Source organism: Mycobacterium sp. SMC-14 (assembly GCF_046250075.1).
Classification (GTDB): Bacteria; Actinomycetota; Actinomycetes; order Mycobacteriales; family Mycobacteriaceae; genus Mycobacterium.
This window is the reverse complement of record NZ_CP176429.1, coordinates 1553670-1578669: the sequence shown is the minus strand read 5'-3', so window position 1 is coordinate 1578669 and position 25000 is coordinate 1553670. Positions and strand designations below refer to the sequence as shown.

20 protein-coding genes, 2 tRNA genes and 2 pseudogenes are annotated in these 25000 nt (G+C 67.2%); 4 read left to right on the top strand and 20 right to left on the bottom strand.

Annotated elements, in window-relative coordinates; translation table 11 throughout:
- Positions 1 to 65: 65 nt before the first annotated feature.
- The 10 genes and pseudogenes from ACKY0W_RS07495 to clpX form a co-directional block, all read right to left on the bottom strand.
- The gene (locus tag ACKY0W_RS07495) at positions 66 to 416 is read right to left on the bottom strand and encodes a DUF4233 domain-containing protein (protein ID WP_406758508.1); all 351 of its coding nucleotides are present in this window, start codon (positions 414 to 416) and stop codon (positions 66 to 68) included.
- Entirely contained in the window at positions 413 to 1828 is a 1416-nt protein-coding gene (folC, locus tag ACKY0W_RS07490) for a bifunctional tetrahydrofolate synthase/dihydrofolate synthase (protein WP_409437027.1), read from the bottom strand. Before folC ends, ACKY0W_RS07495 begins: the two co-directional genes overlap by 4 nt.
- A complete protein-coding gene (locus ACKY0W_RS07485) occupies positions 1825 to 4464 on the bottom strand; it encodes a valine--tRNA ligase (RefSeq protein WP_409437026.1) in 2640 nt (879 codons plus the stop codon). Before ACKY0W_RS07485 ends, folC begins: the two co-directional genes overlap by 4 nt.
- A gap of 121 nt (positions 4465 to 4585) precedes the next feature.
- Positions 4586 to 5170 (bottom strand): DUF937 domain-containing protein, encoded by a 585-nt coding sequence (locus ACKY0W_RS07480; protein ID WP_409437025.1) that lies wholly within the window; start codon positions 5168 to 5170, stop codon positions 4586 to 4588.
- 99 nt (positions 5171 to 5269) lie between these two features.
- The gene (locus ACKY0W_RS07475) at positions 5270 to 6526 is read right to left on the bottom strand and encodes a saccharopine dehydrogenase family protein (protein WP_409437024.1); all 1257 of its coding nucleotides are present in this window, start codon (positions 6524 to 6526) and stop codon (positions 5270 to 5272) included.
- Between the two features lie 94 nt (positions 6527 to 6620).
- A pseudogene (locus ACKY0W_RS07470) lies at positions 6621 to 6854 on the bottom strand (transglycosylase family protein); the annotation flags it as partial.
- A 933-nt stretch (positions 6855 to 7787) separates the two neighbouring features.
- Positions 7788 to 8360, bottom strand: a complete 573-nt coding sequence (gene mobA, locus ACKY0W_RS07465; protein ID WP_409437023.1) for a molybdenum cofactor guanylyltransferase — start codon at positions 8358 to 8360, stop codon at positions 7788 to 7790.
- A 4-nt stretch (positions 8361 to 8364) separates the two neighbouring features.
- Positions 8365 to 9450 carry a 2-oxoacid:ferredoxin oxidoreductase subunit beta gene (locus ACKY0W_RS07460; protein WP_409437022.1) on the bottom strand — a complete coding sequence of 362 codons (1086 nt, stop codon included), beginning with the start codon at positions 9448 to 9450 and terminating at the stop codon, positions 8365 to 8367.
- Positions 9447 to 11387 (bottom strand): 2-oxoacid:acceptor oxidoreductase subunit alpha, encoded by a 1941-nt coding sequence (locus ACKY0W_RS07455; RefSeq protein WP_409437683.1) that lies wholly within the window; start codon positions 11385 to 11387, stop codon positions 9447 to 9449. The genes ACKY0W_RS07460 and ACKY0W_RS07455 overlap by 4 nt, the downstream gene beginning before the upstream one ends.
- A gap of 287 nt (positions 11388 to 11674) precedes the next feature.
- Entirely contained in the window at positions 11675 to 12958 is a 1284-nt protein-coding gene (gene clpX / locus ACKY0W_RS07450) for an ATP-dependent Clp protease ATP-binding subunit ClpX (RefSeq protein WP_406758501.1), read from the bottom strand.
- Positions 12959 to 13212: 254 nt separating this feature from the next.
- On the opposite strand from clpX, the gene mmuM reads away from it, so the two are divergent.
- Positions 13213 to 14151: a homocysteine S-methyltransferase gene (mmuM, locus tag ACKY0W_RS07445; protein ID WP_409437021.1), complete on the top strand. Its 939-nt coding sequence runs from the start codon at positions 13213 to 13215 to the stop codon at positions 14149 to 14151.
- Between the two features lie 23 nt (positions 14152 to 14174).
- Here the strand turns inward: mmuM and clpP2 are convergent, their stop codons facing one another.
- From clpP2 to ACKY0W_RS07425, 4 genes are all read right to left on the bottom strand, one after another.
- Positions 14175 to 14822 (bottom strand): ATP-dependent CLP protease proteolytic subunit ClpP2, encoded by a 648-nt coding sequence (gene clpP2, locus ACKY0W_RS07440; protein ID WP_406758499.1) that lies wholly within the window; start codon positions 14820 to 14822, stop codon positions 14175 to 14177.
- The gene (clpP1, locus tag ACKY0W_RS07435; protein ID WP_046187628.1) at positions 14819 to 15397 is read right to left on the bottom strand and encodes an ATP-dependent CLP protease proteolytic subunit ClpP1; all 579 of its coding nucleotides are present in this window, start codon (positions 15395 to 15397) and stop codon (positions 14819 to 14821) included. The genes clpP2 and clpP1 overlap by 4 nt, the downstream gene beginning before the upstream one ends.
- A gap of 95 nt (positions 15398 to 15492) precedes the next feature.
- Positions 15493 to 16905 (bottom strand): trigger factor, encoded by a 1413-nt coding sequence (gene tig, locus ACKY0W_RS07430; protein ID WP_409437020.1) that lies wholly within the window; start codon positions 16903 to 16905, stop codon positions 15493 to 15495.
- Between the two features lie 57 nt (positions 16906 to 16962).
- Positions 16963 to 17039: transfer RNA gene (locus ACKY0W_RS07425), tRNA-Pro, on the bottom strand.
- A 136-nt stretch (positions 17040 to 17175) separates the two neighbouring features.
- Here ACKY0W_RS07425 and ACKY0W_RS07420 point away from each other — a divergent pair.
- Both ACKY0W_RS07420 and ACKY0W_RS07415 read left to right on the top strand, forming a co-directional pair.
- A tRNA-Gly gene (locus tag ACKY0W_RS07420) sits at positions 17176 to 17246 on the top strand.
- 219 nt (positions 17247 to 17465) lie between these two features.
- On the top strand, positions 17466 to 18689 hold the full coding sequence (locus ACKY0W_RS07415; RefSeq protein ID WP_406758496.1) for a serine hydrolase domain-containing protein: 1224 nt from the start codon (positions 17466 to 17468) through the stop codon (positions 18687 to 18689).
- A gap of 149 nt (positions 18690 to 18838) precedes the next feature.
- Here the strand turns inward: ACKY0W_RS07415 and ACKY0W_RS07410 are convergent.
- From ACKY0W_RS07410 to ACKY0W_RS07390, 5 genes and pseudogenes are all read right to left on the bottom strand, one after another.
- Positions 18839 to 19081: pseudogene (locus ACKY0W_RS07410) on the bottom strand (hypothetical protein); the annotation flags it as partial.
- A gap of 94 nt (positions 19082 to 19175) precedes the next feature.
- Positions 19176 to 19979, bottom strand: a complete 804-nt coding sequence (locus ACKY0W_RS07405) for an Fpg/Nei family DNA glycosylase (RefSeq protein WP_409437019.1) — start codon at positions 19977 to 19979, stop codon at positions 19176 to 19178.
- Positions 19980 to 20001: 22 nt separating this feature from the next.
- The gene (locus ACKY0W_RS07400) at positions 20002 to 20481 is read right to left on the bottom strand and encodes a ribose-5-phosphate isomerase (protein ID WP_409437018.1); all 480 of its coding nucleotides are present in this window, start codon (positions 20479 to 20481) and stop codon (positions 20002 to 20004) included.
- Positions 20482 to 20522: 41 nt separating this feature from the next.
- Positions 20523 to 21134, bottom strand: a complete 612-nt coding sequence (locus tag ACKY0W_RS07395; RefSeq protein ID WP_406758491.1) for a DsbA family protein — start codon at positions 21132 to 21134, stop codon at positions 20523 to 20525.
- Positions 21135 to 21212: 78 nt separating this feature from the next.
- Positions 21213 to 21593: a DUF1304 domain-containing protein gene (locus ACKY0W_RS07390; RefSeq protein ID WP_406758490.1), complete on the bottom strand. Its 381-nt coding sequence runs from the start codon at positions 21591 to 21593 to the stop codon at positions 21213 to 21215.
- Between the two features lie 60 nt (positions 21594 to 21653).
- On the opposite strand from ACKY0W_RS07390, the gene pepN reads away from it, so the two are divergent.
- Entirely contained in the window at positions 21654 to 24218 is a 2565-nt protein-coding gene (pepN, locus tag ACKY0W_RS07385; RefSeq protein WP_409437017.1) for an aminopeptidase N, read from the top strand.
- Here pepN and ACKY0W_RS07380 read toward each other — a convergent pair whose 3' ends face one another.
- Positions 24219 to 24980, bottom strand: a complete 762-nt coding sequence (locus tag ACKY0W_RS07380; protein ID WP_409437016.1) for a hypothetical protein — start codon at positions 24978 to 24980, stop codon at positions 24219 to 24221.
- Positions 24981 to 25000 lie beyond the last annotated feature (20 nt).

Genomic DNA, 25000 nt, shown 5'->3' with positions numbered 1-25000 from the left:
TCGTTCCGCTCTGCGTCATCGCCAGCGGCACGGGCGATAGCGTACCGGCCCGGTGACCGGATCCGTCACGAGCGTCGCAAGACCACGGCCCGGAAATAAGCGATCAGTGCCCACACCGCGGTGAACACCAAGCCCATGATGCCCACGCCGGGGTAAATCACGAATCCGGCCACCAGCACCAGCTGCAGCGCCAGATTGGCCCAGATCGCCCAGCTGCGGCCCTGGATGCCGGCGAACAGCAGCAGTACCAATGCCAGGCCGAGCAGGTACGCCAGCGAGAAGGGCGTCAGGCCGCCCCCGACCACGCTGACCACCGGCAGAGCCAGCAGCACCGTGATGGCTTCAAGTATCAGTGTCGCGGCCATCACGCCGCGGAAACCCCGCCACGGATCGGGAGCATCTGACTGTTGGGTCATGCCGGGTCCTTCCCGAACAGAGAGCGAGCCGCGCCCGCGGTGACCACCGAGCCGGTGATCACGATGCCAGCCCCGGAGGCTTCGCCCTCGGAGTCGAATTCATCGACCAGCGCCGTAGCGGTGTCGATCGCGTCTTCAAGCGTTTCGGTGGTAACCACCCGGTCGTCACCGAACCACTTCGCCGCCGCCACGGTCAGCGTTTCGACGTCCAGCGCTCGCGGAGAACCGTTATGGGTCACCACAATTCGGTCGAATGCCGGCTCCAGCGCCGCCAGGATCCCGTCGACGTCCTTGTCGCCCAGCACGCTGACCACACCGACCAGGTATCGGAAGTCGAAATCTTCGGCCAGGGCCTGGGCCAGCACGGCGGCTCCGGCCGGGTTGTGCGCGGCGTCGATGAATACCGTGGGCGAGCTGCGCATCCGCTCCAGCCTGCCGGGGCTGCGCACCGCGGCGAAGCCCGCCCGAACGGTGTCGACATCGAGCTGCCGGTCGGCGCCGGCCCCGAAGAACGCCTCGACCGCCGCCAGCGCCAGCACCGCATTGTGGGCCTGATGCTCGCCGTGCAGCGGCAGAAAAAGGTCGGAGTACACCCCGCCCAACCCCTGAAGTTCCAGCACCTGCCCGCCGACCGCGAGCTGGCGGCTGCGCACCGCGAACTCGGAGTTCTCCCGTGCCACCGCGGCATCGGCGCGAACGGACTGCGCCAGCAACACCTCCATCACCTCGGGCGCCTGGCGGGCGATCACCGCCACGGTGTCGGTCAGTTCGTCCGACGAGCGATGGATGATCCCGGCCTTCTCCGCGGCGATCCCAGCGATGTCGTCGCCGAGATAGTCGACATGGTCGATACCGATCGGGGTGATGACAGCGACCGGAGCCTCGACGACGTTGGTGGCATCCCAGCGGCCGCCCATGCCGACTTCCACCACGGCGACATCGACCGGAGCGTCGGCGAAGGCCGCGAACGCCATCCCGGTGAGCACCTCGAACTTGCTCATCGCCGGTCCCCCGTCGGCCTGCGAGGACGCGTCGACCATCTGCACGAAGGGCTCGATCTCGGCGTAGGTCTCCACATACCGGCCCGGGCTGATCGGCTGGCCGTCGATCGCGATGCGCTCGACCGCCGACTGCAGGTGCGGGCTGGTGGTGCGTCCGGTACGGCGAGAAAACGCCGTCAGCAACGCATCGATCATCCGCACCACCGAGGTCTTGCCGTTGGTGCCGGCGACGTGGATAGACGGGTAAGTGCGCTGCGGCGAACCGAGCAGCTCGAGCAGGGCGTTGATCCGGGTCAGGCTCGGCTCGATCTTGGTCTCGCCCCACCGCTGATCAAGAAGGTGTTCGACCTGCAGCAGCGCCGCAATCTCGTCCGGGGTGGGCTCTGTGGTGCCGATCGGTTGATCGGTCACGCCAGGCCTGCCAGACGTGCCGTGATCCGCTCCACTTCGTCGCCGGCCAACTGTTGACGACCTCGGATCTTGTCGACCACCGCTTCGGGCGCCTTGGCCAGGAACGCCTCATTGCCGAGCTTGGCCGAAGTGGCCTCGAGCTCCTTGCGCGCAGTGGCCAGATCCTTCTCCAGCCGCCGACGCTCGGCTTCGACGTCGACGGTGCCGGAGGTGTCCAGTTCGACGACGACGGTGCCGTGCTGCAGCCGCACCTCGACGGTGGCCGACGCCGCGAAGTCCTCGCCGGGCTCGGTCAGCCAAGCCTGGGAGGTCACCGCTGCCACCTGGGTGACCAGGTCGGCGTCGTCGATACCGGTCAGCCGGGCCGGGACCTTCTGCCGGTCACGCAGGCCCTGGTCGCTGCGGAACCGACGCACCTCGGTCACCAATTTCTGCATGTCGGTGATCCGTTGCGCGGCAACCTGGTCGAGTGCGACGCCCGACGACACCGGCCAGTCCGCGATCACCAGCGACTCCGCACCGGTGAGCTCCTGCCACAGGGTTTCGGTGACGAACGGGATCACCGGGTGCAACAGCCGCAGAAGGTTGTCCAGCACCGCGGCGAGCACGGCTGTGGTGTGCGTAAGGCCCTGTCCCAGCTGGGTCTTGGCCAGCTCGACGTACCAGTCGCAGAACTCGTCCCAGGCGAAGTGGTACAGCGCCTCGCAGGCTCGACCGAACTCGTAGCCTTCGAACGCCGAATCCACCTCGGCACGAACCTCTTCCAACCGCCCCAGAATCCAGCGGTCCGCATCGGTCAGCTCCTCGATCGCCGGCAGCGGGGCCGGCGAGGCACCGTTCATCAGCGCGAACCGGGTCGCGTTGAACAGTTTGGTGACGAAGTTGCGCGACGCGCGGGCGTGGTCCTCACCGATCGACAGGTCACTGCCGGGGCTGGCGCCGCGCGCGAGAGTGAACCGCAGCGCGTCGGCACCGAACGTCTCGACCCAGTCCAGCGGGTCGATCCCGTTGCCGCGCGATTTGCTCATCTTGCGGCCGTGTTCGTCGCGGATCAGGCCGTGCAGGAACACGTTGCGGAACGGAACATGGGCGTCGGGCAGCGCAGCGTCGCCACCGACGAAGGTGCCGAACATCATCATCCGGGCCACCCAGAAGAACAGGATGTCGTAGCCGGTCACCAAAACGCTGGTCGGATAGAACTTCTCCAGCTCCGGCGTGGCGTCCGGCCAGCCCATCGTGGAGAACGGCCACAACGCCGAGGAGAACCAGGTGTCCAGCACGTCGGGGTCCTGCTCCCAGCCCTCCGGCGGGGTCTCGTCCGGGCCGACGCAGACCTTCTCGCCGTTGGGCCCGTGCCAGATGGGGATGCGGTGCCCCCACCACAGCTGCCGCGAGATGCACCAGTCGTGCATGTCGTCGACCCAGGCGAACCAGCGCGGCTCCAGGCTCTTCGGATGGATGACCGTGTCGCCGTCTCGGACCGCGTCACCGGCGGCCTTGGCCAGCGAGGAGACGTCGACCCACCACTGCATGGACAGACGCGGTTCGATGACCTCGCCGCTGCGCTCGGAATGCCCGACGCTGTGCAGGTAGGGCCGCTTCTCGGCGACTATGCGGCCTTGGGCTGCCAGCGCTTCGCGCACCGCGACGCGCGCCTCGAAGCGGTCCATGCCGTCGAACTGTGTTCCGGTGCCGGTGATCCGGGCGCGTTTGTCCAGAATCGTCGGCATGTCCAGCTGGTGTCGCAGACCGATCTCGAAGTCGTTGGGGTCGTGGGCGGGGGTGACTTTCACCGCGCCGGTGCCGAATTCGGGGTCGACGTGGGCGTCGGCCACCACCGCGATCTGACGGTCGGAGAAGGGGTGCGGCAGTGAGCTGCCCACCAGGTCGCGGTAGCGGTCGTCGTCGGGATGCACCGCGATCGCGGTGTCACCGAGCATGGTCTCCAGCCGGGTGGTGGCCACCACGATGTGGGGTTCGGCGTCATCGAGCGAGCCGTACCGGAATGACACCAGTTCGCCCTCGATGTCTTCGTACTTGACCTCGAGGTCGCTGATCGCGGTCTCCAGCACGGGCGACCAGTTGACCAGTCGTTCAGCCTGGTAGATCAGCCCCGCGTCGTAGAGCCGCTTGAAGATGGTGCGGACCGCCCGTGACAGCCCCTCGTCCATGGTGAACCGTTCGCGACTCCAGTCCACGCCGTCGCCGAGCCGGCGCATCTGGGCGCCGATGGTGCCGCCGGACTCCCGCTTCCAGTCCCACACCTTCTCGATGAACTGTTCGCGGCCGAAGTCTTCCTTGGTCTTACCGTCGGCGGCGAGCTGACGCTCCACCACGCTCTGGGTGGCGATGCCGGCGTGGTCCATGCCGGGCAGCCACAACACCTCGTAGCCCTGCATCCGCTTGCGACGGGTCAACACGTCCATCAGGGTGTGGTCGAGCGCATGCCCCATGTGCAGGCTGCCGGTGACGTTCGGCGGGGGCAGCACGATCGAGTAGCCGGGCTTTTCGCTGGTGGGATCGGCGGTGAAGTAGCCGGCATCCACCCAACGCTGGTAGATCGCGTCCTCTACCGCACCCGGCTCCCATGACTTGGGCAGGTGATCGGTGTTGGCGGCGTTGGGAGTGTCAGTCACCGGTCAATTCTAGGAATGATGGCCAGGTGATCCCCGCAGGGAGGTGTCAGAGGCAGATGACACCGCAGAAAAGCCCCCGGATCAGGACTGATCCGGGGGCTTTGTCTATGACTGTTGTGGGCTACTTCTTACCGCCGAGCAGCCCGCCGAGGATTCCGCCGATCGCCTCCCCGGTTTTGCCGCCCAGCGCGTTGCCCAGGATGCTGCCCATCGACTTGTTACCGCCGCCGCCGGCCGCACCACCCAGGATGCTGCCCAGGACGTCACCGAGGCCGCCGCCGGAGGCCTGCTGCTGGGCCGGCTCGGCCTTCTGGCCGGTCAGTTGTTTGCCGATGTAGGCGAGCACGATCGGCGCGATGATCGGCAGCAGCTTCTGCAGCAGGTCGTTGTTGCCCGCGCCGGCACCCGAAAGGGCCGAGGCGACCTGGCTGGTGTCGTTGCCGCCGAAGATGGTGGAGATCACCTGTTGGCCTTCGGACTGGCTGGCGCCCAACGCGTTGTCCAGCAGCCCCTGTGCCGCGAAGGTGGCGGCGGTGTTGACGATGCTGTCGGCCTGACCCGGATCTTGGGCGTTCTGGCTCAACCCGCCGACCAGTACCGGCACCAGGGTACGAATGGTGCTGTCCACTTCACCCGAGTCGGCGCCAAGCTGGTTGGCGATGTCCTGGATGGGGATCTGAGCGAAGAGATCGTCGAGGCCGGCCATGATGATTCCACCTTCGTTGCTGGGCGCTGCTTGGGGCAGCGGTCGAAAACGACATTAGCGGAAAGATCAGTGGCCGGCACCGAACAATTTGTGCTCCGATCAGCGCAGCCGGGAAACCTCTAACGTCACTCCCGCCGCAGGCAGTCTGGTCAGCAGCACATCACCCATCGCGGCGGCCGGGGTGAGCACACCGTAGTGGTCGGGCAGGGCGTCGCGGTCCAGCGCCAGCGCCAGCGCGCTCTCGCCCAGCAGCACCGAGGTGGCCTGGTAGCCGGGATCGCCGCGCTGCGCCATGTCCGCCCGGTAGCGGGCTCCGCTGCTGGTAGTCGTGTACGTCTCGATGCGGTAGTAGCCGTTCTCGCGACGGCTACGGCTGGGGCCGGTGCCCGGCTTGGGCAACGCCCGTTCCAACAGTCCATCCGGCACGAGCCGCAAGAGGTGGCCGCCGACCCCGAAGGCCACCTTGCCCATCCCGGTCGCCAATCCAGACAGCGCCGGTGCCGCGGCCGACGAGCCGACGCTCATGTGCTCGGCGTAGCGGAAGCGACGACCGTAGGCCCAGTCCAGCAGTCCGTTGCTGCGCCGCACGATGCGGGTGTTGACGGGCGCCATGGCGAAGCCTGCGGTCCAGATACCGTCCAGTTCCGGCGCGATGTCTTGGCCCCGCCGCCAGGACAGGTCCGGCTCGGGGCCCAATCGCGGTTCGGCGGACCGATCCGAGCTGAGCGTGTAGGGATCTGAAAGCTGGCGTCGTGCCTTCGGGTCGTTGGCAGCGGCGCTCAGGAACTCGATCATCGAGGCCAGCGTGCCGGCTGACACCCCGGCGGAGAAACCTCGGACGACGTAGTCGGTGTCGAGCAGGTCGCCGGTGCCGTCGTCGCGGGCCGCCCGATACAGGGCGTACACACTCATGTCCGACGGAATGGAGTCGAAGCCGCAGCCGTGCACGATTCGAGCCCGGTTAGCCGCGGCCTGCTTGTGGTGTCGGTCGATGCTCTCCCGCACGAACAGCGTCTCGCCGGTGAGGTCGACGTAATCGGTGCCCGCCGCCGCGCAGGCCGCGACCAGGGGCATTCCATAACGGGTGTAGGGGCCGACGGTGGTGATCACCACTCGGGTGCGGGCCGCCATCGCGTCCAGGGTTGCCGGTTTGTCGGCGTCGGCCACCACGATCGGCCAGTCCTGGGCTCGCGATCCGAGACCATCGCGGACCTGGCACAACCGCTCCGCCGAGCGGCCGGCCAGCCCGATCCGGGCGGCGCCGCCGGTGCGGGCCAGGTATTGGGCGGTCAGCTTCCCAGCGAAACCGGTGGCTCCGTAGAGGATGATGTCGAGCTCACGAGGCGTGTCAGGCACGCGCCCGACGCTACTCGCCGGCCAGGTCCTGTTCCGACGGCGACGGCGCCGGGCTGCTCGCCCGGCGCCGTCGTCGCTAGCGCTAGAGGGATGTTCAGCCGCGACGGCCGCACACCGGCCAGGCACCGATGCCCTGGCTGCGCAGAACGTTCTCGGCAACCCGGATCTGCTCGGCACGGCTGGCGTTGTGCGGCATGCCGCTGCCGCCGTTGGCACGCCAGGTGCCGGCGTTGAACTGCAGTCCGCCGTAGTAGCCGTTGCCGGTGTTGATCGACCAGTTGCCGCCCGACTCGCAAGCCGCGATGGCGTCCCAGTTGACGCTGTCCGCCTTGGCGGTGGCGTCGGACAGGGCGACCGCGCCGGTGATCAGGGCGCCGGCGATCGCGGCCAGGGTGAGGGGCTTGCGGACGTTCTTCAACATGCTTCCTTTCGCAGTGCGCGCTCCGAAGTGCGCCCACGGCAGTGGGCCGGCATGCCTGGTCTTCAGGCGGGAGTGGTCTTCGAGACGTGCCGTCTAGGTCAGGCACGACAGCGGGGGGCAGATCGCCCGCCGGGATGGCACCCGGCACCGCGGAGGCGTTCGAGGGGCCGCCCGCGGCCCCGCTCACACGCGGTTCCGTCGATTCAATTTGTTTGCCTTGCATTAGGGCGAGGGGAAACTTACGAAACGTTCATACGACAAGTCCAACCGCATGACGCAAATATTTCGGACAGATAACGAAACCATCACGTCGCCGTCAAGAATGGTTATGGCAGGTCAGCGCCAGAATTGGGCGATCCGTCGATGCCACAGCGAACATCGCCGAGCGTGAGTCAGATCACGAGCTTTTTGTGGGCTGGACCACTGGAAATGGCGAGATTTGAGGCGCTTCCAGCGCTCGCCGCGTCGAAAATGACCCGCTACAGGGGCCCCAGCAGCATCATCTACCCCACTCGTCGCAGGTCATCGGGCTGCGACGGGGCCAAACACCCATAAGCAGGCGAAAGAGCCGGACCTATCGCAATCTGCAAGCAATTGGGCGTGTACAAACGGCTTTGTGCACTAGTCGACCTCGGCGCTCAGTGCGTTGCGATGCCCAATCCAATTGCCTTGCGCGCCAAGCACTTCCAACTACCTGCGGCGAGCCGACCGCGCCACTAATCCGCGTCACGCCAATATTTATTGCATCTCGCGCAGATAATACGATGATTTATTTCACCATCCGCAGTCGTCGATTTCCGCCTTATATACGGCGCGTAATCACATTTGCTGATGAGCGACTCAGCGCAAGCCGGTGACATCATCCGGAGAGTTGAGATTGGCCAGCGGTGACGCGTCGGCCAGCACGATCCGCCGGACGTCGGCCACGTCGACCAGCGCGCCCACTCGGCGTTCCCCGGCAGCGACCAAGCCATCGACGGTGTCGGCCAAGGTGGTGCGATACACCCCGGCCAGATAGTGGTCGCGATCGGCGTGCGGCAACACGACGTCAGCAGTGACAGCAGCGAGCGCATCGATCAATTCCGTTGTCAGAAAAGGCATGTCGACCGCGCAGACGAAGGCGCGCCGAGCGCCGTCTTGTGCCGCCGCTCGCAACCCCAGCCCAACAGCCGGCAACGGACCCAGCCCGGGCACTTCGTCGCGCAGCACCTGCGCAGGCAGATCGGGCAACTCCTGACCCTGGGCGGCCACCACGAAGACGGGATCGCAGCGCTGCACCAGCACCGAGACCAGGTGTTCCACCAGGGTCAGACCGGCGAACCTACCGGGCACGGTCAGCGTGGCCTTATCGCGGCCCATCCGGCGCGAGGCGCCGCCGGCCAGCACGACACCGGCCAACCGACCGGCAGTCATGGCGTCAGTCGACAGTCCAGGTGTCGCGACCACGCAGCAGCGCCTGCAGTGCGGCGGTGTCGTTGGCGGTCGACTGCCGGGCCTCGGCAACCTGCGCGCGCGCCAGGTCGTCGTAGGTGGGCTTGCTGACCTTGCGGAAAATTCCCATCGGGAAGTGCGACAGGTCCTGCTCGGAGAGCCGCGACAGCGCGAAGGCGTACGAGGAGTCGGCCTGGGTGGCGTCGTGCACCACGATCTGGTCGGCCGCGACATCGGCCGTCTTGGCGACCTCCAGGCCGAAGCCGGACCTGATGACGCAGTACTCGTCCTCGGCGCCGAACACGACCCGCTCGCCGTGGCGGACGTTGATGATGCGGCTGTCCGCACCGTCCTTACGCAGCAGGTCGAAAGAGCCGTCGTTGAACACCGGGCAGTCCTGCAGGATCTCCACCAGCGCCGAACCGCGGTGCTCCATGGCACCTTGCAGGACCTCGGTGAGGCCCTTGCGGTCGGAATCCAGGGCACGCCCGACGAACGTCGCCTCGGCACCGATCGCCAGCGAGATCGGGTTGAACGGGTTGTCCAGCGACCCGTAAGGCGTCGACTTGGTGACCTTGCCGGTCTCCGACGTCGGCGAGTACTGGCCCTTGGTCAGGCCGTAGATCCGGTTGTTGAACAGCAGGATGGTGATGTTGACGTTGCGTCGCAGCGTGTGGATCAGGTGGTTTCCGCCGATCGACAGCGCGTCGCCGTCACCGGTGATCAGGAACACCTTCAAGTCTTCGCGGGCGGTTGCCAGCCCGGTGGCGAACGTCGGGCCACGGCCGTGGATCGAGTGCACGCCGTAGGTGTTCATGTAGTACGGGAAGCGGCTCGAGCAGCCGATCCCGCTGACGAACACCACGTTCTCCCGCCGTACCCCCAGCTCGGGCAGGAAGTTGCGGACGGAGTTGAGGATGGCGTAGTCGCCACAGCCCGGGCACCAGCGCACCTCCTGGTCGGAGGTGAAGTCCTTGGACTTCTGCGGCTCGTCGGTGGTGGGGACCCCGCTCAACGCGGTCAGCCCCAGATCGGTTCCGACAAGCGAGCCGACAGCTTCGGTGGTGGTCATGAGTTCGCTCCTGCTGTACCCGCAATGGTGACCGCCGCGGCCCTGGCCAGCGACGCCTTCTCATTCTCCCGGTCGGCCAGCGTGCCGGCCAATGCGTCGTCGATGATCCCCTCGACCTCGTCGGCCAGGAACGCCTGGCCGGTCACCTTGGTCACCGACTGGATGTCGACCAGGTAGCGGCCGCGCAGCAGCAGCGCCAACTGGCCCAGGTTCATCTCCGGCAGCACCACCTTGGGGTAGCGCCGCAGCACCTCACCCAGGTTGGCCGGCAGCGGGTTGAGGTTGCGCAGGTGCGCCTGCGCAACCTTGACGCCGCCACGCCGGACCCGCCGACAGGCCTCGGCGATCGGGCCGTAGGAACTGCCCCAGCCCAGCATCAGCAGCTCGGCGTCCCCCGAGGGGTCGTCGACCACCAGGTCAGGAACCTCGATGCCGTCGATCTTGGCCTGACGCAGCCGAACCATCAGATCGTGGTTGGCCGGCTCGTAGGAGATCGCCCCGGAGCCGTTGGCCTTCTCCAGGCCACCGATCCGGTGCTCCAGGCCCGGGGTGCCGGGGATGGCGAACTGCCGGGCCAGGGTCTCCGGGTCGCGCGCGTACGGCGCGAAGTCCTCGCCGGCCTTGGCGAAGTTCTGGTCGATGGGCGCCATCGCGGCAACGTCCGGGATCCGCCACGGCTCCGAACCGTTGGCGATCGCGCCGTCGGAGAGCAGCACCACCGGGGTGCGGTAGGTCACCGCGATCCGGACGGCCTCGATGGCCGCGTCGAAGCAGTCCGACGGCGTGCACGGCGCCAGTACCGCCACCGGCGACTCACCGTTGCGTCCGTACAGCGCCTGCATCAGGTCGGCCTGCTCGGTCTTGGTGGGCAGGCCGGTGGACGGGCCGCCGCGCTGGACGTTGATGAGCAGCAGCGGCAGCTCGGTCATCACGGCCAGGCCCAGCGCCTCGGCTTTGAGAGCCAAGCCGGGCCCGGAGGTGCTGGTGACGCCCAGCGCGCCGCCGTAGGAGGCGCCGATCGCCGCACCGATGCCGGCGATCTCGTCTTCGGCCTGGAAGGTCAGCACGTTGAAGTTCTTGTACTTCGACAGCTCGTGCAGGATGTCCGAGGCCGGGGTGATCGGGTAGGTCCCCAGCACCACCTGGGTGTCGGCCAGCTGGCCGGCGACGATCACGCCGTAGGCCATCGCGGTGTTGCCCGAGATCTGGCGGTACTCGCCCGCCGGCAGCTTGGCCGGTGCGATCTCGTAGGTGGTGCCGAACGCCTCGGTGGTCTCGCCGTAGTTCCAGCCCGCCTTCAGCGCCAGGACGTTGGCGTCGGCCACGTCGGGCTTCTTGGCGAACTTCTCCTTGATGAAGCGCTCACTGCTCTCCAGCTCCCGGCCGTACATCCAGGACAGCAGGCCGAGGGCGAACATGTTCTTGGCCCGGGCGCCGTCCTTCTTGGTCGCGCCGATCGCCTCGACCGCACCCAGGGTCAGGGAGGTCATCGCGACCGGTACCACGACGTAGTCGGAGAGTTCCTCGGTCTCCAGCGGGTTGGCCTCGTAGCCGATCTTGGCCAGGTTGCGCTTGGTGAACTCGTCGGAGTTGACGATCACCATGCCGCCACGCGGCAGGTCGCCGATGTTGGCCTTCAGCGCCGCCGGGTTCATCGCCACCAACACATCCGGGCGGTCACCGGCGGTCAGGATGTCGAAGTCGGCGATCTGGATCTGGAACGACGAGACACCGGGCAGGGTGCCCTGAGGTGCGCGGATTTCGGCCGGGTAGTTCGGCTGGGTGGCCAGGTCGTTGCCGAACAGGGCCGCCTCAGAGGTGAAGCGATCGCCGGTGAGCTGCATGCCGTCGCCGGAGTCACCGGCGAAACGAATGACGACCTTCTCGAGTTTTTGGCGCCCGGGTGCCGACCCGACTCCGTTACCACTCGGCCCCACGGCCCCGCCTTCCATCACTGTCCACCCGGGCCCGCGCAACACGGCTGGCGCACCCTCAAGTTTTTCTGTCACTGGCAGTACCGATTATTGCACCGCTCTTATAGACCATACGACGCCACACCGTGTCGAAATTCGGGTTACTCAGTGTTAAATGTCGATGTCACACCGGGGTTCGCGGTCAACTTGAGCCGGAAATGTGGTTTTCATCACGTTCACTCGCACGCCAACTCTAAGAGAAGTTCGGTACTGGCGAGTAACTTTGCGCGGCGACGAGCGCCGCCCCCGGATCAGGCGCTCTTGTCGCGACGCTCGCCGCGGGATGCCTTGCGCGGCACGATGGTCGGCAACACGTTGTCCTGCACCGTTTCCTTGGTCACGACGACCTTGGCGACGTCGTTGCGACTCGGGATGTCGTACATGACCGGCAGCAGGACTTCTTCCATGATGGCCCGCAGACCGCGCGCGCCGGTGCCGCGGTGGATGGCCTGATCCGCGATGGCCTCCAGGGCGTCCGGGCTGAACTCCAGCTCCACCCCGTCCATCTCGAACAGTCGGGTGTACTGCTTGACCAGAGCGTTCTTCGGCTCCGACAGGATCTTGACCAACGACTCCATGTCCAGGTTGGTCACCGAGGCCACCACCGGCAACCGGCCGATGAATTCCGGGATCAATCCGAACTTGATCAGGTCCTCGGGCATGACCTCGGCGAAGTGGTCGGTGGTGTCGATCTCGGCCTTGGATCGGACCTCGGCACCGAAACCCAAGCCTCGCTTGCCAACCCGATCCGAAACGATCTTCTCCAGTCCGGCGAAAGCTCCGGCCACGATGAACAGCACATTGGTGGTGTCGATCTGGATGAACTCCTGGTGCGGGTGCTTACGGCCACCCTGCGGGGGAACCGAGGCCTGGGTGCCCTCCAGGATCTTCAGCAACGCCTGCTGCACGCCCTCGCCGGAGACGTCGCGGGTGATCGACGGGTTCTCGCTCTTGCGGGCGATCTTGTCGACCTCGTCGATGTAGACGATGCCGGTCTCGGCGCGCTTGACGTCATAGTCGGCCGCTTGAATCAGCTTGAGCAGAATGTTCTCGACGTCCTCACCGACGTAGCCCGCTTCGGTCAGCGCGGTGGCGTCGGCGATCGCGAACGGCACGTTGAGCATCTTGGCCAGGGTCTGGGCCAGGTAGGTCTTGCCGCAGCCGGTGGGCCCGAGCATCAAGATGTTGGACTTGGTCAGCTCAACCGGCTCACCGGAGCGGGAATCCCGACTCTTCTCGCCGGCCTGGATCCGCTTGTAGTGGTTGTAGACCGCCACCGCCAGGGTGCGCTTGGCCGTGTCCTGGCCGATGACGTAGCCCTCCAGGAATTCGCGGATCTCCGCGGGCTTGGGCAGTTCATCGAGCTTGACGTCGTCGGCGTCGGCCAGTTCCTCTTCGATGATCTCGTTGCACAGGTCGATGCACTCGTCGCAGATGTAGACGCCCGGACCTGCGATGAGCTTCTTAACCTGCTTCTGGCTCTTACCGCAGAACGAACATTTCAGCAGGTCCCCGCCGTCTCCAATGCGCGCCATAGTGCGTTAGGACCTACTTCCTGTTCGCCGTCTGTCGTCGGGGTGCCGGTGTCTGCTCCGACGCTACCCGTTCATTCCGGTGCGAGGCGACCGATAAGGCCGAATCGCGTCGTTGGTATTCATCAGGGCCCATCTGCCTGCTCCAAGAACATATCGTCCAAGGCGCCGCGCCCGGTGTGTGACGCGCTGGCGTGGCGTGAGCGTTTCGGGGGCGTTACCCGGCCGTGAGACAGGCAGAGCCTTCCAGCCCTACAGTGGCCAACGTGGGGTTCGCCGTGCCCGACGATACCGTCCTCGTCGCCGATGGGGGGCTGGCCACGGAACTGGAGGCCCGCGGAGCCGACCTGTCCGACCCGCTGTGGTCTGCCCGGTTGCTCGTCGAGCACCCCGAAGAGATTGCGGCCGTTCACGCCGCCTTCTTCGCCGCAGGCGCCCAGATCGCCACCACCGCCAGCTATCAGGCGAGCTTCGACGGGTTCGCCGCCCGCGGGATCGACCGACGCACGGCCTACGGACTGTTGCGCCGCAGCGTGGGCCTGGCCCGCAACGCCGGCGGCGACGTGCCTGGTCGCTGGGTGGCCGCGTCGGTCGGCCCGTACGGCGCCGCCCGCGCCGACGGCTCGGAATACGTTGGGCGCTACGGTCTTTCGATTGCACAGTTGTCGTCTTGGCACCGACCGCGGCTGGAGGTTCTGGCCGGCGCCGGCGCCGATCTGCTCGCGCTGGAGACCGTGCCGGACCTCGACGAGGCGGCGGCCCTGGTGGGCCTGGTCCAGGAGGCGAATGTGCCGGCGTGGCTCAGCTACACGATTGACGGCACGGCGACCCGCGCCGGGCAGCCGCTCGCCGAGGCGTTCGCGGTGGCCGCCGGGGTGCCGCAGATCGTCGCGGTGGGAGTGAACTGCTGTGCGCCGGACGACGTCCTACCGGCGATCGAAATTGCCGCCGAGGTCACCGGCAAGCCGGTGGTTGCCTACCCCAACAGCGGCGAGCACTGGAGCTCTGGAGGGTGGACCGAGCCGGCGCGCTTCTCCCCCGCGCTGGTGCCGCAGTGGGTTGCCGCGGGGGCACGCATCGTGGGCGGCTGCTGCCGGGTCAGCCCGGCCGATATCAACGAGCTGGCCGCCGCAGTCTCCCGGCTAAAACGCCGAACGTGCACTCAGCGCGAAAATCCAGCCGGAAATTCGCGCTGAGTGCACGCTCGGTGTGGAGAAAACTAGGCGGTCTGCGCCGACAGCTTCCGGTACTCCAGCACGGTGTCGATGATCCCGTACTCCTTGGCCTCGGCCGCGGTGAGGATCTTGTCGCGGTCGGTGTCCTTGCGGACCACCTCCGGGTCCTTGCCGGTGTGGCGAGCCAGGGTGGACTCCATCAGGGTCCGCATCCGCTCGATCTCGGCGGCCTGGATCTCCAGGTCGGAGAACTGGCCCTGGATCACGCCCGACAGCGACGGCTGGTGGATCAGCACCCGGGCGTTGGGCAGCGCCATCCGCTTGCCCGGCGTACCCGCCGCCAGCAACACCGCCGCGGCCGACGCGGCCTGACCCAGGCACACGGTCTGGATGTCGGCCCGCACGTACTGCATGGTGTCGTAGATCGCCATCAGCGAGGTGAAGGAACCACCCGGGGAGTTGATGTACATGGTGATGTCGCGGTCGGGGTCCAGCGACTCCAGGACCAGCAACTGGGCCATGATGTCGTTGGCCGAGGCGTCGTCGACCTGGACGCCCAGGAAGATGATCCGCTCCTCGAACAGCTTGTTGTACGGATTGGACTCCTTGACGCCCCAGCTGGAGTGCTCCACGAACGACGGCAGGATGTAGCGCGCCTGCGGCGCGATGGCTCGCAAGGTTTCGGGGTTCATGATGCATCTCCGTTGACGTGGGCGCGGGTGATGATGTGGTCGACGAAGCCGTACTCCAGCGCTTCGGCGGCGGTGAACCAGCGGTCGCGGTCGGAGTCGGCCTCGATGCGCTCGATGGTCTGGCCGGTGAACTCGGCGTTGAGCCGGAACATCTCCTTCTTGATGACCGCGAACTGCTCGGCCTGGATGGCGATGTCGGCGGCGCTGCCGGTCACCCCGCCCAACGGCTGGTGCATCAGGATCCGGGCGTGCGGCAGAGCGTAGCGCTTGCCCTTGGTGCCCGCCGCGAGCAGGAACTCGCCCATCGAGGCGGCCATGCCCATCGCGTAGGTGGCCACGTCACACGGCGCCAGCACCATCGTGTCGTAGATCGCCATCCCCGCGCTGATCGAACCGCCCGGGGAGTTGATGTAGAGCGAGATGTCCTTGGTCGGGTCTTCGGCGGCCAACAACAGGATCTGGGCGCACAGCCGGTTGGCGATGTCGTCGTCCACCTGCGACCCCAGGAAGATGATGCGTTCTCGCAGTAGCCGCTCGTATACCGAGTCGACGAGATTCAGTCCGGGCTGGCTCACAGTGGGATACCTGCTTTCTCGAGATTCATATGCACCGACCCTAACCAACCGGCGCGGCTGAAGTAGGTCCGAACCGGCTTCGTTCGCTTACAGCGTCACTCGTCGGTGGCGGCCTCGGCCTCGACCGCTTCGTCGGCGGTGGCCAAAGCCTCGGCGGCCGCGTCGGCGGCTTCGTTCGCCTCGTCGGATTCGGCGCCGAAGAACTCGGCGGTGTCGATCTCGTTGCCCTCGGTGTCGCTGACTGCGGCGGCACGCACCGCTGCCGCCAACGCCATGCCGCGACGCACGTCAGCGAAGACGGCCGGCAGCTGGTTGTTCTGCTGCAGGAACTGAACCAGCTGCTGCGGCGGGAGGCCGTACTGACGTGCCATCAGCACCAGGTGCTGGGTGAGGTCGTTCTGCCCCACCTGGATCTCCAGCTTGTCGCCGAGCGCGTCGAGCAGCAGCTGGGTCTTCACCGACTTCTCGGCCTCACTGCGGGTCTCGGCGTCGAACTCGGCGCGCGAGGAGCCCTTCTCGGCCAGGGACTCGGCGAACTTGTTCTCGTCGTGGTCCAGACCGTGTAGGGCGTTGTGCAGGGCGTTGTCGATGTGCGCCTGCACCACGGCCTCGGGCAGCGGCATCTCGACCTGCTCGACCAGGGTCTCCAGCGTCGCCTCGCGGACCTTCTCGGCCTGCTGGATGCGCTTGGTCCGGCTCACCTGCTCGGTGAGGTTCTCGCGCAGTTCGCCGATGGTGTCGTATTCGCTGGCAAGCTGCGCGAATTCGTCGTCGGCCTCGGGCAGCTCGCGCTCCTTGACGGACTGAACCGTGACCGTGACCTCAGCGTCCTTACCGGCCTGCGGGCCGGCGGCCAGCTTGGTGGTGAAGGACTTGCTCTCACCGGCAGACAGCCCCACGATGGCGTCGTCGAGGCCCTCGATGAGCTGACCCGATCCGACCTCGTGCGACAACCCCTCGGTGGCAGCCCCTTCAACGGTTTCCCCATCGACGGTGGCGTCCAGGTCGATCGAGACGAAGTCGCCCTTCGCGGCCGGGCGCTCGACACCGGTCAGGGTGCCGAACCGGGCGCGCAGCGCGTCGAGCTGGGTGTCGACCTCATCGTCGTTGACCTCGATGGGGTCCACGGTGATCTTGAGCTGCTCCAGGTCGGGCAGGGCGATGTCCGGGCGCACGTCGACCTCGGCGGTGAAGGCGATCTGCTCACCGTCGTCGAGCTTGGTGACCTCGATGTCGGGCTGGCCCAGCGGCTTGAGGTCCGAGCTCGTCACGGCCTCGCTGTAGCGACTCGGCAGCGCCTCGTTGACCACCTGCTGCAACACCGCGGCACGACCGAAACGAGCCTCGATGAGCTTGGCCGGAGCCTTACCCGGCCGGAAGCCCGGCAACCGCACCTGCTTGGCCAGCTCCTTGTAGGTCCGCTCGAAGTCCGGCTGAAGCTCGGTGAACGGCACCTCAACGTTGATGCGAACCCGGGTCGGGGTCAGCTGCTCGACGGTGCTCTTCACGGGTGTACTCCTCGATATCGTTGACGTGGTCGGTCGTGCCGGTGCGGCGCGCGCTGCTGGTCGGGGTGACAGGATTTGAACCTGCGGCCTTCCGCTCCCAAAGCGGATGCGCTACCAAGCTGCGCTACACCCCGCACTGACCAGGCGATCCTACGGCCCGGCATATCGGTGATCACAATGACCTGCTGCCAACGCCCCACGAAGGCACCGCGACGGGGCAATTGGATTTCGGGTCCGCCACGCCGGTACAGTCTCGCTCTAGCTATTCATGCGGGCGTAGCTCAATGGTAGAGCCCTAGTCTTCCAAACTAGCTACGCGGGTTCGATTCCCGTCGCCCGCTCTGCAAGGCCCAGCGTGGAGTCCGTCGACCTGCGGTTCGACGGACTCCCGCAACGGTCTCCCGTCATAACCAGCGCCAGGTCACCGGCGCCGCCGGACCGGGTGCCGGGGCTGCTGTACTCACGCGACGCCGCGGACTTATCCTTCCAAGCAAGCTACGCGGGTTCGATCGCCCCGTCGCCCCCGCGTAAGGGGATATTCCCTAGCAGGAAGGCACGCCATGGGCGGCACACGGCACGTCCAAATCCATGGGACGTGCTCCCCGCGCTTTGAGAAGGTGCGGCACGAGTTCGAACGCAACTTCACCGAGCGCGACGAACTCGGCGCGGCCGTCGCCGCCTATGTCGACGGCGAACTCGTGGTCAATCTGTGGGCCGGCTCCGTCGACGTCGAGGGCCAGCGTCCTTGGCAGGAAGACACCCTGAGCACCGTGCTGTCCGGCAGCAAAGGCCTGACCAGCACCTGCGTTCACCGGCTCGCCGAAGCCGGCGAACTGGACCTGCGGATCCCGGTGGCCCACTACTGGCCGGAGTTCGGCCAGGCCGGCAAGGGCGACATCTCCCTGGCGATGGTGCTGGCGCACCGTTCGGGGGCGATCGGCCCGCGCGAACCGATGCACTGGCGCGACGTCACCGACTGGGACCTGGTCTGCCAGCGGCTGGCCGCCGCCGAACCGTGGTGGCGTCCGGGAACCGCGCAGGGCTATCACATGACGACCTACGGTTTCATCATCGGCGAAGTCGTCCGGCGGGTGACCGGATTGACCGTGAGCCAGTACCTGCGCACCGAGGTGGCCGGCCCGCTCGGCGCGGAGGTGCACATCGGGGTGCCCGCCGACCAGCAGCCGTACCGCTGCGCCGATCCGGTGGGCAAGCCCACGATCCGGGAGATGTTGTCCTCGGCCGGCGCGCCGAAACGCCCGACATCGTTGGACGACCACCCCAAGGCGGGACTGGCGGTCGCGATGGGGTTCGCCCCCGACGACGAGATCGCCACCAACGACCTGACGCTCTGGCGTCAACTGGAGTTCCCCGGAACCAACGCCCAGGTCTCCGCCCTGGGCATGGCCACCTTCTACAACGCACTGGTGCAGGAGAAGCTGCTCAGCCGGGCAACGATGGACCGCCTGCGCGTGCTGCAGGGCGGCACCGAGACCGATCTGGTGCTCGGCCCCCGAGTCGCCGAACATGGCTGGGGCATGGGCTACATGCTCAACGCCCAGGGGGTCAACGGGCCCAACCGGCGGATCTTCGGCCATGGCGGCCTGGGCGGATCGTTCGCGTTCGCCGATCTGGAGCACCGGATCGGCTACGGCTATGTGATGAACCGGTTCGACCACACCCAGGCCAATGCCGACCCGCGCAGCGTGGTGTTGTCCAACGAGATCTACCGGGCGCTCGGGGTGGCGCTTCGGCCCCGCCGCGAGACGGTGTACGACGACTGAGCCGCGGCCCGCGGCCGGGATCAGCGTGGGCCCGAACCGGGCTGTCCGGGGCTACCCGGATGGGTGTAGTCACCGGGGTGTTGGGGCCCACCGGGCCCCTGCGGGTGGGGTCCTTGTGGGCCATGTTGGTCGACGCCTCCGGGGCCGCGCTGCTCGCCATGGAAGTCGCGACTGTGGTCATTGCCGTCGCGATCGCGGTGGTGATCATCGTGGCATTCGTTCTTTTCCCAGTTCATGCCCCACGTCGAGTCCCAGGTCTGGCCGGGACACCAGTGGTAGACGGGCGTCGGCGCCGGCAGGGCGCGAGCTTGAGCGGCGACACCGAGGCCGATCAGCCCGGTGCCCGCGGCAAGGGCACAGGTGGCAGCGGAGATCCTGCTGAGCGATTCCATGCGTTCGGGTATAGCCGGACTAGCTGCCGCAGAAACGCTCAAACCGATTGAAAATCATGGGCTTTCACTGGGAGCTGACTGCCCGGCCCGGACATCAGGACTGACAGGAAGGACACCAGAACACATTGCGGCCCTCTAGTTCAGCGGTGCGCACGGCAGTTCCGCACACCCGGCACGGGTCACCGGCACGGCGGTAAACGTAAGTGCGCGGCTTGCCGGCCGCGTACGCCGGGGCGCCGTGGTCGTCCTCGGGCCGGACGACGACGATGCTGCCGCGCCGCAGGCCGACCTTCATCAGCGCCACCAAGTCAGCCCAGATCGCGGCGAAGTCGGCTTCGCCTATCTGAACGCCGGGCCGGTAGGGGTCGATCCGGTGCCGGAACAGCACCTCGCTGCGGTAGACGTTGCCGACCCCGGCCAGCACCGACTGGTCCATCAGCAGCGCAGCAATAGTTTTGCGGGACTTCGCAATTCTCTTGAAGGCCAGCGATGGATCGGCGTCGCCGCGCAGCGGGTCGGGCCCCAGTCGCGCGAGCACATCGGCGACTTGGGCCTGGTCTACGACTTCGCATGCCGCCGGGCCGCGCAGATCGGTGCCGTAGGCGGCGCCCACCATGCGCATCCGGACCTGGCCGACCGGTTCGGGCAGGCCACCGTCGGCCAGGTCGAACTCGGTGAACTGGCCATAGATCCCCAGGTGCACGTGCACGATCGGCCCGCGCGCGTAGTGGTGGAACAGATGCTTGCCCCACGCCTCGGCCCGCAGCAGCGGCTGCCCGTCGACTAGGGCGGCACCGGATTCGAAGCGGCCCTGCGGACTGGACACCGCTACCGGCGCGCTTGCGAAGCGGCGCTGATGCAGCCGGGCCAGCCGGTGCAGGATGTGCCCCTCCGGCATGTCAGGCCAATCTGCGCTCGGGTCAGGCGGGCGCGCCGGGCACCGCAGGTGCCTCGTGGTTGCGCTCGTAGGCAGCCAGGATGTCGATGCGCCGCTGGTGCCGTTCGGCCTGTGACCACGGCGTGCTCAGGAACGCGTCGACGATCGCGAGCGCTTCGGCGGTGGTGTGCATCCGGCCGCCGATGCCGATCAGCTGGGCGTTGTTGTGCTCCCGGGCCAGCTGCGCGGTCTCGGTGCTCCACGCCAGCGCACAGCGCGCGCCGGGCACCTTGTTGGCCGCGATCTGCTCGCCGTTGCCGGACCCACCGATCACGATCCCCAGGCTCTCGGGGTCGGCCACCGTGCAGGCCGCCGCCGCGATGCAGAACGCCGGGTAGTCGTCCTCGGCGTCGTAACTGAAGGCCCCGCAGTCGACCGGCTCATGGCCGGCCTTCTTCAGGTGCTCGACGATCGTTTCTTTGAGTTCGTAACCGGCGTGGTCGCAGCCGAGATAGACGCGCATGGCGCCATTGTCTCAGACCCGGTCTGCTCCCCCGCCAGCCGTCAGTCGAACTCCGGCGCCTCGCTGCGGCTGCGCTTGAGCTCCCAGAAGTGCGGGTAGGACGCGAAGGTCACCGACGCGTCCCACAGCTCCCCCGCCTGCTCGCCGCGGGGAATGCGGGACAACACCGGCCCGAAGAACGCCACCCCGTTGACATGGATGGTCGGGGTCCCGACGTCCTTGCCGACGGCGTCCATGCCGGCGTGGTGGCTCGCGCGCAGCGCCTCGTCGTAGGCGTCGCTGGTGGCGGCGTCGGCCAGTTCAGCCGGCAGACCCACCTCGGCCAGCGCCCCGGCGATGACGTCGGGGAAGTCCTTGTTGTTCTGGTTGTGGATCCGGGTTCCCATCGCGGTGTACAACGGACGCAGAATCTCGTTGCCGCGCAACTGTTCGGCGGCGATCGCCACCCGCACCGGACCCCACGCGTGCTTGAGGCCTTCGCGGTACTGCTCGGGAAGATCGTCGCGCCCCTCGTTGAGGACAGCCAGACTCATCACGTGGAAGGTGACGTCGATGTCACGGACCTTCTCGACCTCCAGGATCCACCGCGAGGTGATCCAGCACCACGGGCACAGCGGGTCGAACCAGAGCGCAGCGTGCGATTTCACGGGCATGGGCGATCCTCTCAGCCAACAACGAACACGTGTAGAACGTCTAACGCGTCACCGGACACATCTATGCCCACCGCGCGGTTACAGGCTCAGGGCCAGCAGCACAACCGCAACCGCCGGGAAAGCACCCTGGACGACGGCCGCGCGGGCCTTGTCGGGCGACGACGTCACCAGAACCAGCGCCGCAGCCAGCATGGACCCGACGCCGGCGAAGATCAGCGCAAGCCCAACTGTGTTGTGGTCCAACGAAACCGCGGCGACACCCACTACCGTGACGATGGCCAGGAACAGATTGTAGAAACCCTGGTTGAAGGCCAGCTCCTTGGTGGCCTCGGCCTCCGCCACGGTGGTGCCGAAGACGGCACGAGTTCGCGGTGAGGTCCAACTCAGCGACTCGAGAGCGAAGATGTAGACGTGCAACACCGCGGCCAGCACGGCGAAGGTCAGACCGGCAATGAGCATGGCCTCATTAAACTCGGTCCGGCGCCCGCCCGCACGGTCTGGCGGCTACTGTAGGCGGGCGTGGCACTTCCTAACCTCACCCGCGACCAAGCCGCCGTACGGGCCGCTTCGGTCACCGTCGTCAACTACCGGATCGCGCTGGACCTGACCGATGGCAGCGGCAATCCGGGCGAGCGCACCTTCCGCTCCACCACCACCGTCACCTTCGACGCCCTGGCCGGCAGCGACACCGTCATCGACATCGCCGCCGAGACGATCCACGGTGCCACCCTCAACGGCCGCGCTCTGGATGTCTCGGCCTACGACGAGTCCGTCGGTGTGGTGCTGACGGGGTTGGCCGAGCACAACACCGTCGAGATCGACGCGCAGTGCTACTACTCCAACACCGGCGAAGGTCTGCACCGCTTCGTCGACCCGGTCGACGACGAGGTGTACCTGTACTCGCAGTTCGAAACCGCCGACGCCAAGCGGATGTTCGCCTGCTTCGACCAACCAGACCTCAAGGCCACCTTCGACATCACCGTTACCGCGCCGTCGCACTGGCAGGTGATCTCCAACGGAGCCACGACCGCCGTACACGACGAAGTCCACACCTTCGAGACCACGCCCAAGATGAGCACGTATCTGGTGGCGCTGATCGCCGGACCGTACGCCCGTTGGGACGACGTCTACCGCGACGAGCACGGTGAGATCCCGCTGGGCCTGTTCTGCCGGGCATCGCTGGCCGAGCACATGGACTCCGAGCGGTTGTTCACCGAGACCAAGCAGGGATTCGGCTTCTACCACAGCAATTTCGGTGTGCCGTATGCCTTCGGCAAGTACGACCAGCTGTTCGTGCCGGAGTTCAACGCCGGTGCCATGGAGAACGCCGGCGCGGTGACGTTCCTGGAGGACTATGTCTTTCGCTCCAAGGTGACCCGGGCGTCCTATGAGCGACGCGCCGAGACCGTGTTGCACGAGATGGCGCACATGTGGTTCGGCGACCTGGTCACCATGCGTTGGTGGGACGACCTGTGGCTCAACGAATCGTTCGCGACATTCGCCTCGGTGCTGTGCCAAAGCGAGGCAACCGAATACACCAGCGCCTGGACGACATTCGCGAACGCGGAGAAGTCGTGGGCCTACCGCCAAGACCAGCTGCCGTCGACGCACCCGATCGCCGCCGACATCCCCGACCTGGCCGCCGTAGAGGTCAACTTCGACGGGATCACCTACGCCAAGGGCGCATCCGTGCTCAAGCAGTTGGTGGCCTATGTCGGTTTGGACCACTTTCTGGCCGGTCTGCGCGACTACTTCGCCGCGCACGCCTTTGGCAACGCCACCTTCGACGACCTGTTGGCCGCGCTGGAGAAGGCGTCCGGCCGGGATCTGTCCGACTGGGGCCGGCAGTGGCTGAAGACCACCGGCCTGAACACGCTGCGGGCAGACTTCGATGTCGACGGCGACGGCCGGTTCACCCGGTTCGCGGTGACGCAGAGTGGCGCCGCTCCGGGTGCCGGCGAGACCCGGGTGCACCGGTTGGCCATCGGCATCTACGACGATGACCCCTCCGGCTCCGGCCGGTTGGTGCGGGTGCATCGCGAGGAGTTGGACATCGAGGGGCCCAGCACCCAAGTGCCTGGGCTGGTCGGGGTTTCGCGCGGAAAGCTGATCCTGGTCAACGACGATGACCTGACCTACTGCGCGCTGCGGCTGGACCCGCAGTCGCTGGCCGCCGCGACGGAGCGGATCGCCGACATCGCCGAGCCGTTGCCGCGCACCCTGGTGTGGTCGGCGGCCTGGGAGATGACCCGCGAAGCCGAGCTGCGTGCCCGGGACTTCCTGGCGCTGGTGCAGCGCGGTATCGGTGCCGAGACCGAGGTCGGCGTGGCCTCGCGGCTGCTGCTGCAGGCGCAGACCGCGCTGGGCTTCTACGCCGAGCCGGCCTGGGCCGCCGAGCAGGGTTGGCCGGCGTTCGCCGATCGACTGCTGGAGTTGGCCCGCGGCGCGGACCCCGGCTCAGATCACCAGCTGGCCTATGTCAACGCGCTGTGCACCTCGGTGCTCGCCGACCGGCACACCGCGGTACTGGCCGCGCTGCTGGACGCGGACCCCGCCGCTCAGGGGCTGGCCGGGCTGGCCGTCGACACCGACCTGCGCTGGCGGATCGTGGTGGCGCTGGCCCGCGGCGGCGCGCTCGACTCTGCGGCGATCGACGCCGAGATCCAGCGTGACCCCACCGCGGCCGGCAAACGCCAGGGCGCCCAGGCGTCAGCGGCCCGCCCGCAGGCCGCGGTCAAGGAAGCGGCCTGGCTGCAGGTGATCGAGGACGACACGTTGGCCAACATCACCGGTCGCGCGATCATCGGCGGGATCGTGCAGCCGGGTCAGGGCGAGCTGTTGGCGCCGTTCACCGCGCGCTACTTCGAGGCGATCTCCGGTGTGTGGGAACGGCGATCCAGCGAGGTGGCGCAGACCGTGGTGGTGGGCCTGTACCCCGGGTGGGATGTCAGCCAGGCGGGATTGGACGCCGCCGACGCTTTCCTGGCCGATCCTTCGGTGCCGCCGGCGCTGCGGAGGCTGGTCACCGAGGGCCGGGCCGGAGTGGAGCGGTCGCTGCGGGCACGCACCGTTGATACCGCTTGATCAGCGGTATCCCCCGTCGCGCAGGCCGGCGTCCTTCTCGAAACTGTTGACACCACCGAAGATCCGCGTCCTCGCCTCCTCGGCGAGGTAGCGCGCCGGCATCCGCACCGGCCCCAACGCAGCCCACTGCTGGGCGTGGATCTCCTCGTGATGCAACAGCGCGTCCAGGTCAGGTCCGCCCGGGCCGAGGCGTCCCGATTCGATGATCTCGCGCAGCCGCCGGGCGGGGTCGGAGACCTGCTGGGAGTTGACCAGGAACAGATCTCCCCACATGGTGCCGCCGCGGTGGCTGAACGAACCGTGAATCCGATTGCCGCCCACGACCATCAGCACCCCGTTAGGGGTGGCGGCCACGCAGCCGCCGGCATTGCAGATACCTCGGACCACCGCGTAGCTCCAGCGGTTCGCGCGCTGACGGTCGATGATCCGTCGCATCTCGGCCGCGCCGTACGGCGTCTCGGGAAAGTCGCTGCACGCGCCACGCCGACCGTAACCGGTGCCCGCATTGAGAAGGTAGGTCAGCAGCACCGCGCGCCGCACGGCGTCGCCGCCGGCTGTTCGGGGGATGACGAAAAAGCTCTTACCGTCCGGGTCGGTGACCTGTTCCATCACGTCCAGCGACCGGAAGGTGTCCCGCGTGATGCCCTGCGCGCGAACGATTTCGGTCACCGCTTGCGGGCCGACGACGCGCCGGTCGATGTTCGACAGCCAGGCTCGGTGCGCCGGGGAACCCGACACGTCGGCGGTGTGAGCTGGGAACACCTGCCGCACGATCGCCGAAC

Coding starts and splice junctions, on each gene's coding strand:
- ACKY0W_RS07495 (WP_406758508.1), bottom strand. CDS start 416: ATGACCCAACAGTCAGATGCTCCCGATCCGTGGCGGGGTTTCCGCGGC.
- ACKY0W_RS07480 (WP_409437025.1), bottom strand. CDS start 5,170: ATGGCCGGCCTCGACGATCTCTTCGCTCAGATCCCCATCCAGGACATC.
- mobA (WP_409437023.1), bottom strand. CDS start 8,360: ATGACTGCCGGTCGGTTGGCCGGTGTCGTGCTGGCCGGCGGCGCCTCG.
- ACKY0W_RS07460 (WP_409437022.1), bottom strand. CDS start 9,450: ATGACCACCACCGAAGCTGTCGGCTCGCTTGTCGGAACCGATCTGGGG.
- clpX (WP_406758501.1), bottom strand. CDS start 12,958: ATGGCGCGCATTGGAGACGGCGGGGACCTGCTGAAATGTTCGTTCTGC.
- clpP2 (WP_406758499.1), bottom strand. CDS start 14,822: ATGAACCCCGAAACCTTGCGAGCCATCGCGCCGCAGGCGCGCTACATC.
- ACKY0W_RS07415 (WP_406758496.1), top strand. CDS start 17,466: ATGGGCGGCACACGGCACGTCCAAATCCATGGGACGTGCTCCCCGCGC.
- ACKY0W_RS07405 (WP_409437019.1), bottom strand. CDS start 19,979: ATGCCGGAGGGGCACATCCTGCACCGGCTGGCCCGGCTGCATCAGCGC.
- ACKY0W_RS07400 (WP_409437018.1), bottom strand. CDS start 20,481: ATGCGCGTCTATCTCGGCTGCGACCACGCCGGTTACGAACTCAAAGAA.
- ACKY0W_RS07395 (WP_406758491.1), bottom strand. CDS start 21,134: ATGCCCGTGAAATCGCACGCTGCGCTCTGGTTCGACCCGCTGTGCCCG.
- ACKY0W_RS07390 (WP_406758490.1), bottom strand. CDS start 21,593: ATGCTCATTGCCGGTCTGACCTTCGCCGTGCTGGCCGCGGTGTTGCAC.